At 68.2% G+C, this 14,129-nt stretch carries 10 protein-coding genes; 6 read left to right on the top strand and 4 right to left on the bottom strand.

The annotated features are described in order from the left end of the window. Window positions 1-982 precede the first annotated feature (982 nt). Window positions 983-1,768, bottom strand: a complete 786-nt coding sequence (locus AC1RQK_RS28430; RefSeq protein ID WP_492812548.1) for an IclR family transcriptional regulator — start codon at window positions 1,766-1,768, stop codon at window positions 983-985. Window positions 1,769-1,893: 125 nt separating this feature from the next. Here AC1RQK_RS28430 and AC1RQK_RS28425 point away from each other — a divergent pair, with 125 nt between their 5' ends. From AC1RQK_RS28425 to AC1RQK_RS28400, 6 genes are all read left to right on the top strand, one after another. After that, a complete protein-coding gene (locus AC1RQK_RS28425; RefSeq protein ID WP_492812546.1) occupies window positions 1,894-3,513 on the top strand; it encodes an acyl-CoA carboxylase subunit beta in 1,620 nt (539 codons plus the stop codon). Window positions 3,514-3,559: 46 nt separating this feature from the next. Then, window positions 3,560-4,720 (top strand): acyl-CoA dehydrogenase family protein, encoded by a 1,161-nt coding sequence (locus AC1RQK_RS28420; protein WP_492812544.1) that lies wholly within the window; start codon window positions 3,560-3,562, stop codon window positions 4,718-4,720. 46 nt (window positions 4,721-4,766) lie between these two features. Beyond that, a complete protein-coding gene (locus AC1RQK_RS28415; protein ID WP_492812542.1) occupies window positions 4,767-5,642 on the top strand; it encodes an enoyl-CoA hydratase/isomerase family protein in 876 nt (291 codons plus the stop codon). Between the two features lie 44 nt (window positions 5,643-5,686). After that, complete coding sequence (locus tag AC1RQK_RS28410; RefSeq protein WP_492812540.1) at window positions 5,687-7,699, top strand: acetyl/propionyl/methylcrotonyl-CoA carboxylase subunit alpha; 2,013 nt, start codon at window positions 5,687-5,689, stop codon at window positions 7,697-7,699. Further along, window positions 7,696-9,498, top strand: coding sequence for an acyclic terpene utilization AtuA family protein (locus AC1RQK_RS28405; RefSeq protein WP_492812538.1), 1,803 nt, complete (start codon window positions 7,696-7,698; stop codon window positions 9,496-9,498). The genes AC1RQK_RS28410 and AC1RQK_RS28405 overlap by 4 nt, the downstream gene beginning before the upstream one ends. A 184-nt stretch (window positions 9,499-9,682) precedes the next feature. Further along, entirely contained in the window at window positions 9,683-10,645 is a 963-nt protein-coding gene (locus tag AC1RQK_RS28400) for a tripartite tricarboxylate transporter substrate binding protein (protein WP_492812550.1), read from the top strand. Window positions 10,646-10,712: 67 nt separating this feature from the next. On the opposite strand, the gene AC1RQK_RS28395 is transcribed toward AC1RQK_RS28400, so the two are convergent. From AC1RQK_RS28395 to AC1RQK_RS28385, 3 genes are all read right to left on the bottom strand, one after another. Next, window positions 10,713-12,101, bottom strand: a complete 1,389-nt coding sequence (locus tag AC1RQK_RS28395) for a tripartite tricarboxylate transporter permease (protein WP_492812536.1) — start codon at window positions 12,099-12,101, stop codon at window positions 10,713-10,715. Window positions 12,102-12,140: 39 nt separating this feature from the next. Next, window positions 12,141-12,650 (bottom strand): hypothetical protein, encoded by a 510-nt coding sequence (locus AC1RQK_RS28390; protein ID WP_492812534.1) that lies wholly within the window; start codon window positions 12,648-12,650, stop codon window positions 12,141-12,143. Window positions 12,651-12,768: 118 nt separating this feature from the next. After that, window positions 12,769-14,055 carry a hydroxymethylglutaryl-CoA reductase, degradative gene (locus tag AC1RQK_RS28385; protein ID WP_492812532.1) on the bottom strand — a complete coding sequence of 429 codons (1,287 nt, stop codon included), beginning with the start codon at window positions 14,053-14,055 and terminating at the stop codon, window positions 12,769-12,771. Window positions 14,056-14,129: the final 74 nt, after the last annotated feature.

Here is a 14,129-nt window from a genome sequence, read left to right as displayed (position 1 = left end):
TTCCCATCTTCCCCATGACTGCATCTCCATGTTCAGTTTAGGAAGAATAGGTCTTTCTTTGTTTTGTCTCCACCCTCAAAGAAGACTAACGAGAAGAAAGCCGACCCTGCCGGGGGCAGAGCAATGAGGCTTATGTGGGGCTGTGGTTGCGTCGTACGGCCCGTAGTGTTGGCTGGCCTTTGCCATACCGGCTTGAAGGGCATCGAAAATGCATGACCCAATGGTCACGTGGTGGAGCCCCTGATCGCTTTGCTCGGTGCGCGTTCGGGCATCTGCCGTTCGCGGTGCGCAGCACCACGATCCTGCCTGCCTTGGTGGTTTCGTGGTTTTGTCTCTGGCGGCGGGCGCCAGGGTATTTGATGCCCCGCCGTACCGGCGCGAGCGGCACCTTGCTATGAACTCCTCTGGTTTCGTGGTGGGCACCGTGGCCCGTCCGCGAGGTCCCCGCGCTTGCACCTCACCGCGCTCGTCCTCCGAGACAAAACCACGAAACCGGCCACACCCGAAACGGCGCAGCACTTCGCCCCGCGAACGGCAGATGTGGGAACGGGCACCGCAAACGAGGTCAGGGGCCGCACGACGTAACCCATGGGTCATGCAAAAACGATGCCCTTCGGGCCGGTAGAACACGCTAGCCAACACTCCGGGCCGTACGACGCAACCACCGAGGCAAAAACAGCCTTATTGCTCTGCTCCCGGCAGGGTCGGCTTTCTTCTCGTTAGTCTTCTTTGCCGACGCAAAGAAGAGTGACCGGCAGCCCCCGCAGGGGGATGTCGTATGGCCCTTGGGTCCAAAAACCATCGCCGCTCAAAGAAACAGCAACCAACCAAGCAAGGGCGATGTCGTACGGCCCTTGGGTCCAAAAACCAACGCCGTACAAAGAAACAGCGACCAACCCAGCAGAGCGATGTCGTATGGCTCGTGGGTGCAAGATGCCAACGCCGACGAAATAAACAGCGACACCCCCCCAAAAACCAAAACTCACCCAAACACCCCCCTAATCATCCCCCCAATCTCATGCCGCCGAGCCACCGGCATCCGCGAAGCCGTAGACACAATACTGATCGCCGCTTCCCCGGCAAAAGGCAACGCAAACGCATACCCCACCCCCGCCACGCCCCCCGCGCCAGCCAGCGCATATCCCAGCTTGCGACTGCGCTCCACACCGCGCTGCAGCTTGAGCAGGCTAAGTCCGCTCCCCTCGTACTCAGCCCGATGCCGTTCATAGTGCGCGACGATCTCCTCATCGTCGAGCTTGGCCAGCAGCGCCATGCTGGCAGTTCCCTGGCCCAGCAGGCGGGTGCTCCCGTTGAGCAGATGGAAATGCTGTACGCGGTGGCTGCCTTCCTCGGCGTGCATGCAGTAACCATGGTCGCCGATGCGCACGATCAGGAACACCGTATCGCCGGTCTTGCGCGCCAGCGCTTTCATGCGCGTGGCGCAGGCGCTGGCCAGTGGCGAGCGGTTCATGGTGCGCAGGCCCAGCGCCATGGCTGCCATGCCCAGCCGGAAGCGCTTGCCCGGCTCGTCCTGCACGGCGAATCCCGCGTGGGTGAGGTAGCGCAGCATGCGGTGGGCCGTGGTGCGGTCGATGCCGGTTTGTGCCACCAGTTGCGGCAGGGTCAGGCCTGACTCGTGGTGTTCGGCCAGCAGGCAGAGCAGGGTAAACGCGCGGTCCAGGCTCTGGACGCCGGGGATGGCTGGAGACGGCGGAGACGGCGGGGAGGGCGGGGAGGGCGGGGACGAGGGCGTAGGCAGGGCGGGCACAGGCAGCATCCGGAGGTGCATCAAAGACGAGTTTGTGCACATTATGCACAAATCACCATGTTGCGCTTGTCGTGCCACCGCGGGTGGTTTGGAATCGATGCATTCCTTGTCCAATGCCCAGCGCCATGCTTCCCATCGAGTCCCGGATCGATCCCGCCAGTCCCGCCTTTGCCAGCCAGCGTGCTGGCATGCAAGCCCTGATCGAGCGGCTGCGCGCGCTGGAGCAGCGCGCCGTTGCCGCTTCCGAACGTGCCCGCCCGTCCTTCGCCAGGCGTGGTGCGTTGCTGCCGCGCGAGCGCCTGGCGCGCTTGCTGGATCCCGCTACCGCTTTCTTGCCGATCGCCAACCTGGCGGGCTACGGCATGGATGATCCCGATCACGACACCTCCATCCCCGGCGGCTCGCTGGTGGCCGGCATCGGCTTTGTCCAGGGCGTGCGCGCGATGGTGGTGGCGACCGATTCCGGCATCGATGCCGGCGCCATGACCGAGGGCGGCAACCTCAAGCTGATGCGCTGCCAGGAGATCGCCCTGGAAAACCGCCTGCCGTTCATCCACCTGGTGGAGTCGGCCGGCGCCAACCTGCGCAAGTACCGCGTAGACAAGTTCGTGCGCGGCGGCGGCATCTTCTACAACCTGGCGCGCCTGTCCGCTGCCGGGCTGCCGGTGATCACCGTGGTGCACGGCTCGTCCACCGCGGGTGGGGCTTATATGCCGGGCTTGTCCGACTACGTGGTGATGGTGCGCGGCCGCGCCCGTGCCTTCCTGGCCGGGCCGCCGCTGCTCAAGGCCGCCACCGGCGAGATCGCCACCGACGAGGCGCTTGGCGGCGCCGACCTGCACGCCACCGTCAGCGGCCTGGCGGAATTCCTGGCCGAGGACGACGAGCATGCCATCGCGCTGGCGCGCGACGTGGTGGCCAGCCTGGACTGGCCGGCCGTGGCGCCGCGCCAGCCCCAGCCGGCGCAGCCGCCGCGGCTGGACGCGGGCGAGCTCGATGGCGTGATGACGCTGGATGTGAAGAAGCCCGTGGACATGCTGGAGATCATCGGCCGCCTCACCGACGACTCCGCGTGGCTTGCGTTCAAGCCGGACTATGGCACGGCCACCGTCTGCGGCCGTGGCCGCATCGAGGGCCATGCCGTGGGCTTTATCAGCAATAACGGCCCGATCGACCCGGCGGGCGCGACCAAGGCCGCGCAGTTTATCCAGGCCTGCAACCAGAGCGGCACGCCGATCGTGTTCCTGCAGAACACCACCGGCTTTATCGTCGGCCGCGCCTCGGAAGAAGCCGGCATGATCAAGCATGGCGCCAAGATGATCCAGGCGCTGTCGAACTCCACGGTGCCGCAGGTCACGATCCACTGTGGCGCATCGTTTGGCGCGGGCAACTTTGGCATGTGCGGCCGGGGCTTTCGCCCGCGCTTTTGCTTCTCGTGGCCCAACGCGCGCACCGCGGTGATGGGCGGCGAGCAGGCTGCCATGACGCTGGAGATCGTGGCGCGCCAGCAGGCCGAGCGCAAGGGCGTGGCGGTGGACGAAGCGCGCCTGGCGCAGCAGACCGGCGAGATCGTCGCCAACTTCGAGCGCCAGGCCAGCGCCTTCGTCACCAGCGGGCTGTTGCTGGACGACGGCGTGATCGACCCGCGCGACACCCGCGCCGTGCTGGCCTTCGTGCTGGCTACCGCCCGCGAGGCCGAAGCGCGCGCGCCGCGTGCCATGCAATTTGGCGTGGCGCGGTTCTGATCGCCGCGCCGCGAACACACTGACAAGAAAACCGGAGACCTCCCACATGCTATACACCGAAGACCATCGCAACATCATGGACAGCATCCGCCGCTTCGTGTCGGCCGAGATCGATCCGCATGTCGACGAGTGGGAAGCCGCGGAGATCTTCCCCGCGCACGCGTTGTTCAAGCAGATGGGCGAGCTCGGCTTTCTTGGCATCACCAAGCCGGTGGAGTACGGCGGCCTTGGCCTCGACTTCTCCTACGCGGTGGCGGCTGCCGAGGCCCTGGGCTATGTGCATGCGCAAGGCATCGGCATGGCGGTGGGCGTGCAGACCGACATGGCTACGCCGGCGCTGACGGCCTTCGGCTCCGATGCGCTCAAGCGCGAGTTCCTGGCCCCGGCCATCGCCGGCGAGGCGGTGGCGGCGATCGGCGTGTCGGAGGCCGGTGCCGGCTCCGATGTGGCATCGCTCAAGACCCGCGCGCGCCGCGATGGCGACGACTACGTGATCAGCGGCTCAAAGATGTGGATCACCAACGGCACCCAGGCTGACTGGATCTGCCTGTTGTGCAATACCTCCGATGGCCCGGTGCACAAGAACAAGTCGCTGATCATCGTGCCGCTCAAGCAAGGCGGCAAGCGCACCCCCGGCGTCGAGGTGCAGAAGATCAAGAAGTTCGGCATGTGGTGCTCGGACACCGCGCAGATCTTCTTTGACGAAGTGCGGGTGCCGGTGCGCAACCGCATCGGCGAAGAGGGCATGGGCTTTATCTACCAGATGAAGCAGTTCCAGGAAGAACGCCTGAATGGCGCGGCGCGCCGGCTCGCCTGCAACGCGCTGATCGAGGAAACCGCCGACTACCTGCGCCAGCGCATCGCCTTTGGCAAGCCCTTGCTGGACAACCAATTCATCCAGTTCAAGCTGGCCGAGCTCAAGACCGAAATGGAGGCCCTGCGCGCGCTGGTCTACATGGCGACCAGGACCTACATCGACGGCGGCGACGTGGTGGAGCTGGCGTCCATGGCCAAGCTCAAGGCCGGGCGGCTGTCGCGCGAGGTGGCCGACTGGTGCATGCAGTTCCAGGGCGGCATGGGCTACACGTGGGACAACCATGCCTCGCGCGCGTATCGCGATTTCCGGCTCGGCTCCATCGGCGGCGGCGCCGACGAGGTGATGCTGACCGTGATCGCCAAGCAGATGGGGCTGATGACAAAAGGCTGACCACCCGCCATCGCCTGCTGTTCCAAGTCTTCTCATCTCTCCAGCCATGACCAACGCAGTCAATACAGATGCCGGCAATTTCGCCAATGACGCCCACGTCGTGATCGTGCGTGACGCCCAGGGCGTGCTGTTCGTCACCCTCAACGTGCCCGCCACGCGCAACGCGCTAGCGCCGGAAGTGGTCGCCGCGCTGGCGCGCGCCGTGGAGCGCGCCGAGACCGACATCACGGTGCGTGCGCTGGTGCTGCGCGGCGCCGGCGGCGTCTTCTGCGCAGGCGGCAACGTCGGCAATTTCAAGGCAAGGCTGGACGCGGGCGATGCGCCGCAGGATCCGGTGGCGAGCCGCAACCGCGAGTTCGGCTACTTCATGCAGCGCCTGGCAGCGCTCCCCGTGCCCGTGGTGGCGGCGGTGGAGGGCGCGGCCATGGGCGGCGGCATGGGACTGAGCTGCGCCGCCGATATCGTGCTGGCCACGCGCGACGCGCGCTTTGCTCTGTCGGAAACGTCGCTGGGCATCATTGCCGCGCAGATCGCGCCCTTCGTGGTGGCGCGCATCGGCGCGGCGGCCACGCGGCGCCTCGGCTTGTCCGGCGAGCGCGTCAACGGCGACACGGCGGTGGCGCTGGGGCTGGCCGATGCGTTGGCCGAGGACAGCGCCGCCCTCGATGCGTTGCTGGCCGAGTGGCTCACGCGCATCTGCCGCTGCGGGCCGCAAGCCAACCGCGCCTTCAAGCCGCTGGTGGCGCGCGCCGGACAGGTTGCGCAGGGCGCCTTGCTGGACGAAGCCTCGTACCTGTTCGCCCAATGCATGCGCAGCGAAGGCGCTGAAGGCATTCAGGCTTTTCGCGACAAGCGCGATGCCGCGTGGGTGGTGCGCTTTGACGCCGCCGCCGTGCGCGCGGCGCAGGCCACGCAGGGCTGAACGCACACAACCTTATCCAGATACTCCGCATCCCGAGACGCCTCATGTCCGCTACCAGCCGACCCTTCCACACTTTGCTCGTCGCCAATCGCGGCGAGATCGCCATGCGCATCATGCGCACGGCGCGCCGCCTTGGCCTTGCCACCGTGGCGGTCTACTCCGAGGCCGATCGCCATGGCCCGCACGTGGCGTACGCCGACCGGGCGGTGCGCATCGGCGACGCCGCGCCGCGCGCGTCCTACCTGAACATCGCCGCCATCATCGAGGCGGCGCGCCGCAGCGGCGCGGATGCGGTGCATCCCGGCTACGGCTTCCTGGCGGAGAACGCAGAGTTCGCCGGCGCGGTGGCGCAGGCGGGCCTGGTCTTCGTCGGCCCGCCTGCCACCGCCATCCGCGCCATGGGCAACAAGGCCGAGGCCAAGCGCCTGATGCTGGCCGCGGACATGCCCTGCATCCCCGGCTACCAGGGCGAGGCGCAGGATGATGCCGCGCTACTGCAGGCCGCCGCGCCCATCGGCTTTCCGCTGATGGTGAAGGCCGCGGCCGGCGGCGGCGGACGCGGCATGCGCCTGGTGCACGACGCCCATGCCTTGCCCGGCGCGCTGGCAAGCGCCCGTTCCGAGGCTACGGCCGCCTTCGGCTCCGGCCAGCTGATCCTGGAGCGCGCGGTGATCGCGCCGCGCCATGTGGAGATCCAGGTCTTTGCCGATACGCACGGCCATGTGATCCACCTGGGCGAGCGCGACTGCTCGGTGCAGCGCCGCCATCAGAAGGTGGTCGAGGAGGCGCCGTCCCCGGCGGTATCGCCCGCGCTGCGGGCCCGCATGGGCGACGCGGCGGTGCGCGCTGCGCAGGCCATTGGCTACGTGGGCGCGGGCACCATGGAGTTCCTGCTCGATGGCGACGGCAATTTCTACTTCATGGAAATGAACACGCGCCTGCAGGTGGAGCACGCCGTGACCGAAGCCATCACCGGCTTTGACCTGGTCGAGTGGCAGCTGCGCGTGGCAGCGGGCGAGCCGCTGCCGGTCACGCAGGAGCAGGTCGCGCTGCGCGGCCACGCCATCGAGGTGCGGTTGACCGCCGAGGACGTGGCCGCCGGCTTCCTGCCGCAAGGCGGCTCGGTGCTGCGCTGGCGCGCACCGGGCGCGGGGCACGATGTGCGGGTGGATCATGCGCTGCAGGAGGGCGGGGAGATCCCGGTTCACTACGATTCGATGGTGGCCAAGCTGGTGGCCCATGGCGCCACCCGCGAGCAAGCACGCCGCAAGCTGCTGCGCGCGGTGGAGCAGACGGTGCTGCTGGGCGTGGCCAGCAACCAGGGCTTTCTTGCCGATTGCCTGGCGCACGAGGCCTTTGCGGTCAACCAGGTGCATACAGGATTCGTCGACACGCATATGCAGGCGGCACTGCGCGCAACGCGCCCAGCGCTGGCGCAGGTGGCCTGCGCGGCGCTGGCAGCAGCCGGGCTGCTGGCGGCATCGGCGCGCCCCGCACTGGTGGCGCCGGGTTGCAGCCTTGGCTTGCAGGCGGGAGAGCAACAGTGGCGCGTGGATCTGCGTGCCGTCGCGCAAGGCTGGGAGGTAGTGGTGCGCGGGGGCGAGGGTGAGGGTGAGGGCGATGGCACGTCCGCCGAGATCGTCCGCGTGCGCGTGCTGCGCGCCGACGAGGCGCAAGGCAGCGCGCTGGTGGAATGCAACGGCATGGCGTTGCCGCTGGTATTCGCCACCGAGGGCGATGCCGTGCATCTGTTCAGCGCGGGCCGCGCATGGCGCTTCGCACGCCTGGACCCGCGCCAGAAAAAGCGCAAGCCCGGCGACGCCGAGCGCGCCGGCGCGCTGCTGGCGCCGCTGAGCGCGCGCATCGTGGCCGTGAAGGCGGCAGCGGGCGAGCCGGTGCAGGCGGGCCAGGTGCTGGTGGTGCTGGAGGCCATGAAGATGGAGCACGCCATCGTCGCGCCGTTCGACGGCGTGATCGCGCAGCTGCATGCCCGGGAGGGCGGGCAGGCGCGCGCGGGTAGTTTGCTGGTGAAGGTGGACGCAGGTGGGCAAGCATGAACACCACAAACGGCACACCCAATACGGCACGCACCGTGCGCATAGGCGGCGCTTCCGGCTTCTGGGGCGATTCCGCCATCGCCACGCCGCAACTGCTGGCCGTTCCGGGCCTGCAATACCTGGTCTACGACTACCTGGCCGAGACCACCATGTCGATCCTGGCGCGCGCCCGCGCCAAGGACCCCGCGCTGGGCTACGCCACGGACTTCGTGCAGGCCGCGATGGCGCCGCACCTCGGCCAGATCCTGGCGCGCGGCATCCGCGTGATTGCCAATGCCGGCGGCCTCAACCCCCAGGCCTGCCGCGACGCGGTGATGGCCGCCGCCGCGCGGCAAGGGCTGGCACCCAAGGTGGCGGTGGTCAGCGGCGACGATGTATTGCCCGCCTTCGAGGGCTGGCGCGCCGCGGGCCTTACCGATCTCCATACCGGCGCCACGCCGCCTGCCGAGCTGATGTCCGCCAACGCCTACACCGGCGCGCAAGGCATCGCCCGCGCGCTGGCGATGGGCGCCGATATCGTCATCACGGGCCGCTGCGTCGATAGCGCGGTGGTGGTCGGCGCGCTGGCACACGAGTTCGGCTGGCAATGGCACGACTGGGACCGGCTCGCCGCCGGCACGCTGGCCGGCCACGTCATCGAGTGCGGGGCGCAGGCCACCGGCGGGTTGTTCACCGACTGGCAGCGCGTGCCGGACTGGGACCGCATCGGCTACCCGGTGATCGACTGCGCGCAGGACGGCAGCTTCGTGCTCTCCAAGCCCGAGGGCACCGGCGGCCTGGTCGATCCCGCGGCCGTGGCGGAGCAGGTCCTGTACGAGGTGGGTGACCCCGGCAACTACCTGATGCCTGACGTCACTTGCGACTTCCGCATGGTGCGCACGGCGTTGCTGGCCCCCGGGCAGGTGCGCGTGCATGGCGCCCGTGGCCGCGCCCCCGGCGCGAGCTACAAGGCCAACGGCACCTGGCAGGACGGCTACCAGCTCAGCCTGATGATGGCGATCCGCGGTATCGACGCACCCGCCAAGGCCCGCCGCACCGCCGACGCGCTGCTGGCGCGCACCCGCGCCATGCTGGCCGCCAACGGCTTGGCGGACTACAGCAGCACCGTGGTGGAACTGCTCGGCTGCGAGTCGCAATATGGCCCGCATGCCCGCGTGCTGCCCACTCGCGAGGTGGTGCTGCGCATCGGCGCGCGCCATGCGCAGGCCAAGGCGCTGCGCTTCCTGCAGCGCGAAGGCTCGTCGGCGGGCACCTCGATGGCCGCCGGCACCCGGTCATCCTTCGCCGGCCGTGTCGATATCCAGCCGGTGGTCAAGGTGTTCTCCTTCCTGGTGCCGAAGGCGGAAGTACGGATGCAGGTCGCGCTGGACGGCCAGACGCAGGCGCTTGCCTGCGCCGCCGTCGTGGGCGATCTGACGGCGCCGGCCGCGCTGGCGGTGGTGCCGGCGCCCGCCATTCCCGGCGGGCCGCGCGTCACCGTGCCGCTGGTCACGCTGGCCTATGCGCGCAGCGGCGACAAGGGCGACGACGAGAACATCGCCGTGATCGCCCGCCAGCCAGCGTATCTGCCACTGCTGCGCGAGCAGCTCACCCCGGCCGCGGTGCGCGGGTATTTTGCGCATCTGGTCGAGGGCGAGGTGGAATGCTTCGAGGTGCCGGGCTTGCACGCCCTTAACTTCCTGCTGCACCGCGCGCTGGGCGGCGGGGGCGTGGCCAGCCTGCGCTCCGACCCGCTCGGCAAGAGCTACGCGCAAATGCTGCTCGATTTTCCGCTCACGGTGCCGCAAGACTGGGCGTAGGCCGGCGGCTGCCATTCCATGGCATCGGCCGCCAGGCAAGCACGGCGGACCGAAGCCATCCCGACCTGATGGAGCAGACATGAAAAACCCCATGACCCCCGGCTTGCTGACAAACCTGCGATATGGCCGGTTTGCTCCCTTCTCCCACTTGTGGGAGAGGGAGCCCCGTCCCCGTGGCCTGTGGATGAACGCATGCCTGATCGCCGCCGCGCTGGCGTGCGGCCAGAGCGCCACGGCGCGCGCCGAGGCGCCGTATCCGTCAAAGCCCGTGCGCGTGGTGGTGCCCTACACCCCGGGCGGCGTGTCCGACGCCGTGACGCGGCTGGTCATGCAAAAGCTGGCCGAGCGCCTGGGCCAGCCCGTGGTGGTCGAGAACCGCCCCGGCGCCAACGGCATGATCGGCTCTGACAATGTGGCCAAGTCCGCGCCCGACGGCTACTCGCTGCTGGTGGTGGTGGCCGCGCATGCCATCAACCCCAGCCTCTACCCCAAAATGAGCTACGACCCGGTCAAGGACCTCACGGGCGTCAGCCAGATCGGGCGCATCCCGCTGCTGCTGGTGTCCAGCGCCCAGTTGCCGCCCGGCAGCGTGAAGGCGCTGGTGGCCTGGGGCAAGGCCAATCCCGACAAGATGACCTACGCCTCCAGCGGCAACGGCTCCGGCGCGCATCTGGCCGGCGAGCTGTTCTCGCAAGCGGTCGGCATCAAGATGACCCACGTGCCCTATAAGGGCGTGTCGCCGGCGTTGCCGGACCTGTTCTCCGGGCAGGTGGCGATGATCTTCGATTCCGTGCAGACCATGATGCCGCAGGTGAAAGCCGGCAAGCTCAAGGCGCTGGCGATCACCAGCGCCACGCGCTGGCCGGCCGCGCCCGACGTGCCGACCATGGCCGAGGCAGGCTATCCGGCGGTGACGGCCAGCAGCTGGATCGGCCTGATCGCGCCCGCCAGGACGCCCAGGCCGGTGCTGGCAAAGCTCTCGGCCGAGATGGATGCGGTGCTGCACCAGCCGGAGGTAAAGGCGCGCCTGATCGAGTACGGGATCGACCCGGTGGGCGGGACGCCCGACCAGTTCCAGGCATTCATCAAGGAAGAGGCCGGGCGGTGGGGCGAGGTAGTGAAGAAGGGCGGCATCCACGTCGAGTGACGGGTGGCAGAGGCCGCCGTCGTCATGGCGCGCCGCCTTGGCCCGTTGGTCCTTTGGTCCTTCAGGGCTAGCCGATCAGCTTGAGCAGCGCGGGCACCGTCAGCACGGCGGTGTAGTAGCCCATGAACTGCACGCCGGTATTGAAGCCGATCGCCCTGGAGAGCAGCCCGCCCAGCAAGCCCATGGTCAGGATGACCAGCAGGCCAAGGAACTGGCCTTCCCAGACGCTGATGACCAGGATCAGGCCGACGAAGGTGGCGATGATGGCTTCATGCGACACCTTGCGCGACACGAACAGGGCGGCGCTGCGCGCGTAGTTCATGGCAAACGGGTAGGACACCAGCGCGGCTAGCAGCACGGCCAGCAGCCCGTAGCCGAGAAACTCCCAGTGGTTCAGCAGGTTGTGCAGGTTGTGGGTCTGGCCGGCGCCGGCGTCCACGGTGTAGACGGGCGGCGCGTTGAACAGCGGCGCGGCGGGGCCGGCAGCAACCGGGCTGAGCGGCAAGCCGAAGGCGATGAGCGGGATCAGGGCCTCGGCAATATAGGTGGCTTCCGTGATGCCATTGCGTGCGCTGAGCACGGTGGTCAGGCGGTGATAGGCGTGCTTGACCCGTGCCCCCACGATCTCGCCGAGGACCACGGTCATGGCGACCGGGCTGAACACGAACGTCGCGCTCGACACGGTGGCGGTGGCCACGGTCCATTTCACCTGGCTGCGATCTAGCACCTTGAACGGATTGGGGAAGTACCCCGACCAGCCTTTGACGTCAGGCGCCAGCGCGAACGTGCGCACGCGGTCCCGCTGCATGCGCGGGCGATCCACCGGGGAGATGGAGGAGAAGAGATCCGCAATGAGCGGGCCGATGGCAATGCCCAGGAAGTAGCTGATGCTCAGCTTGACACCGAACTTCGCCGTCAGCGTCTGCAACGCCACGATGACCACGACAAAGGGTACCAGCGTGGCCACCGAGGCCCACCTGCCGGCGGAGCTGTAGGCGATGATCACGGCGGCCACCACGAAGATCCACGGCGCGGCCTTGGTGATCGCCGAGCCGAACGGCGCGAGCAGGACGGCGAAGAGCACCGCCAGCGGCACGGCGATAAACGCCGCGATGAGGGCGCCCGAGATCATCTTGCGCAGCGCGATATGCGGCACGCCCAGGTTGCGCAGATGGTTGGCGTCCTGCAGCAGCGGCGTGGCCATCGTGTCGCCGGGGATGCCGAGCAGCGCGGTCGGGATGGCGTGGGTCATGTGCTTGGCGACGGCGCCGGCAAGGAAGAACGTGAAGACCCCCTCGGGCGGCACGCCCAGCAACACCACCAGCAGCGTCAGCGGCGCCAGCGTGGTGGTTTCATCGGTGCCGGAGATCAGGCCGATCGCCGCAAAGACGACGGCGCCGGCCAGCCCCATGCCGGCGGCAATGAGAATGTGGGTAAGCAATGCAGATTCGATCATGATGAGCCTTCGATATCCTGGATATCCGTGGGCCGGCGTTCAAGCCAGGTTGGACCGGGGACTGACGGGCGTGGTGTGTGTGGTGGGCGTGGAGAGCGCCACGTCCTGCGCCGGCTGCGGCACGCCGTTGCGGCGCTCGCGCGCGGCGAAGAGCTCGAAGAGTTGCAGCTCCTTGAGCTCCTGCACCACGGGCGCGGGAAGGTCCGCGATGGCGCCGAGCCCGCCGGCTTCCTCCGCGAGCTTGTCCAGCACTTGCTCGCGCCAGGTCGGATCGGCGGCCTCGCCTTCGATCACTTCCCGCTTGGGCCGGAACAGGCAGGCGCAGATGAGGCCCGCGAGCAGGCAGCCTGCCAGGCCGGCCAGCATGGCGTAGGCACGCGCCAGCTCCGGTGTCTTGACCAGCCCGTTGAGCATGCGGCTGGCGAGCAGGAATCCCGTCAGGCTGACCACGGCCCCGATGGCGATGGACCACGCCAGGTGCCGGGTATCCGCGGTGTCTCCCCAAACCTCGACGAGACGCCGCGCCGAGGGCGCTTGCTGTGTGTTCATTGACATGTCTCCGGATGTGGCTGGCATCCCGGTGCGTGCTTGCATGCTTGCGCGCGTCGATGCCAGCTCTGGTTCTTGTTGTTCGCCGCGGCTGTGCCGCATGTTCCTGCTTACCTGCTTACCTGCTCCTGAGCGCCGCCAGCAACGCTACCGCCCGGTCGGTGCGCACGTCTTTCTCCTCGGCCATGCGCTTTGCAATGCGGTCGACCTCGTCGCCGGTGGCGCCGGCCACCAGCGCGATATTGCGCGCATGCAGCGCCATGTGGCCGCGCTGGATGCCCTCGGTAGCCAGCGCCCGCAGCGCGCCAAGATTCTGCGCCAGGCCCACCGCGACCGCGGTCTCGCCGAGTTCCTGGGCGGATTTGACGTCGAGGATCTTCAGCGCCAGGCGTGCCAGCGGATGCGTCTTGGTGGCACCCCCGACGAGACCCACCGGCATCGGCATTTCGATGGTGCCGACCAGGGCGCCGCCGGTGTCTTTCTCCCAGTGCGTCAGAGACGTATAGCGGCCGCCGCGGCAGGCATAGGCATGGGCGCCGGCCTCGACCGCGCGCCAGTCATTGCCGGTCGCCACGATCACGGGGTCGATGCCGTTCATGATTCCCTTGTTGTGCGTGGCGGCCCGGTAGGGGTCGATGGCGGCAAAGGTATACGCGTCGATCACGCCCTCGATGATCTCGGCGCCGCTGCGCTCCTGGGTGGCGAGCACCGCCGGCGTCAGCCGCACGCGGGCACGCGCCAGCCGCAGGTCGGCCAGGTTGGAGAGGATGCGCAGCCGCACGGAGCCGCCGGTGATGTTCTCCACAAGCGGCGAAACGGCTTCGGCCATGGTGTTTACCGTGTTGGCGCCCATGGCATCGCGCACATCCACGATCAGGTGGATCACAACCATGGCCCCGCGCGGCGTATCGGGGAAGACATGGACCTCGATGTCCTTGCAGCCGCCGCCAAGGCCAATCAGCACCTTGTCGCGGCTGTTTGCCACGTCCAGGATCGCGGCCCGCTGCTTCAGCAAGGCCTGCCGGGCGCCGTAAGGGTCCGTGACGCCCAGGACCTGCACCTGCGCCCGCATCAGCGGACCTGTGCTGGAAGCCTCGAAGCCGCCGCATTCGCGCGCCAGCTTGGCCATGAACGAGGCCGCGGCCACCACCGACGGCTCTTCCACCACCATCGGCACCAGCACGTCCCGGCCATTGACCTGGAAGTTGCCCGCGACGCCAAACGGCAGCTCAAATGTGCCGATCACATTCTCGATCATGCCGTTGGCGAGTTCGACACCCAGGGCGCCGGGCTCGGCCACGAGCCGGATGTCGTGCGCCGACAAGGCGGCGGCATCGCCTACGTAGGCCAGGCGCTGGGCAGGCGTCATGGCGCGGAAATTGGGCAGGCGAGAATCGGTCACCATCGGTGTCTCCGTGAGTGGGTTTGGAATGGAGACAGTTTAGGTACACTGTACCAGCATAAAAAGGTACAGTTGGG

It is taken from the genome of Cupriavidus sp. GW822-FHT02D05 (assembly GCF_058802485.1).
This window is presented reverse-complemented; position numbering and strand designations above follow the sequence as displayed.

Coding starts and splice junctions, on each gene's coding strand:
- AC1RQK_RS28415 (WP_492812542.1), top strand. CDS start 4,767: ATGACCAACGCAGTCAATACAGATGCCGGCAATTTCGCCAATGACGCC.
- AC1RQK_RS28410 (WP_492812540.1), top strand. CDS start 5,687: ATGTCCGCTACCAGCCGACCCTTCCACACTTTGCTCGTCGCCAATCGC.
- AC1RQK_RS28420 (WP_492812544.1), top strand. CDS start 3,560: ATGCTATACACCGAAGACCATCGCAACATCATGGACAGCATCCGCCGC.
- AC1RQK_RS28395 (WP_492812536.1), bottom strand. CDS start 12,101: ATGATCGAATCTGCATTGCTTACCCACATTCTCATTGCCGCCGGCATG.
- AC1RQK_RS28385 (WP_492812532.1), bottom strand. CDS start 14,055: ATGGTGACCGATTCTCGCCTGCCCAATTTCCGCGCCATGACGCCTGCC.
- AC1RQK_RS28425 (WP_492812546.1), top strand. CDS start 1,894: ATGCTTCCCATCGAGTCCCGGATCGATCCCGCCAGTCCCGCCTTTGCC.
- AC1RQK_RS28390 (WP_492812534.1), bottom strand. CDS start 12,650: ATGAACACACAGCAAGCGCCCTCGGCGCGGCGTCTCGTCGAGGTTTGG.
- AC1RQK_RS28405 (WP_492812538.1), top strand. CDS start 7,696: ATGAACACCACAAACGGCACACCCAATACGGCACGCACCGTGCGCATA.
- AC1RQK_RS28400 (WP_492812550.1), top strand. CDS start 9,683: ATGAACGCATGCCTGATCGCCGCCGCGCTGGCGTGCGGCCAGAGCGCC.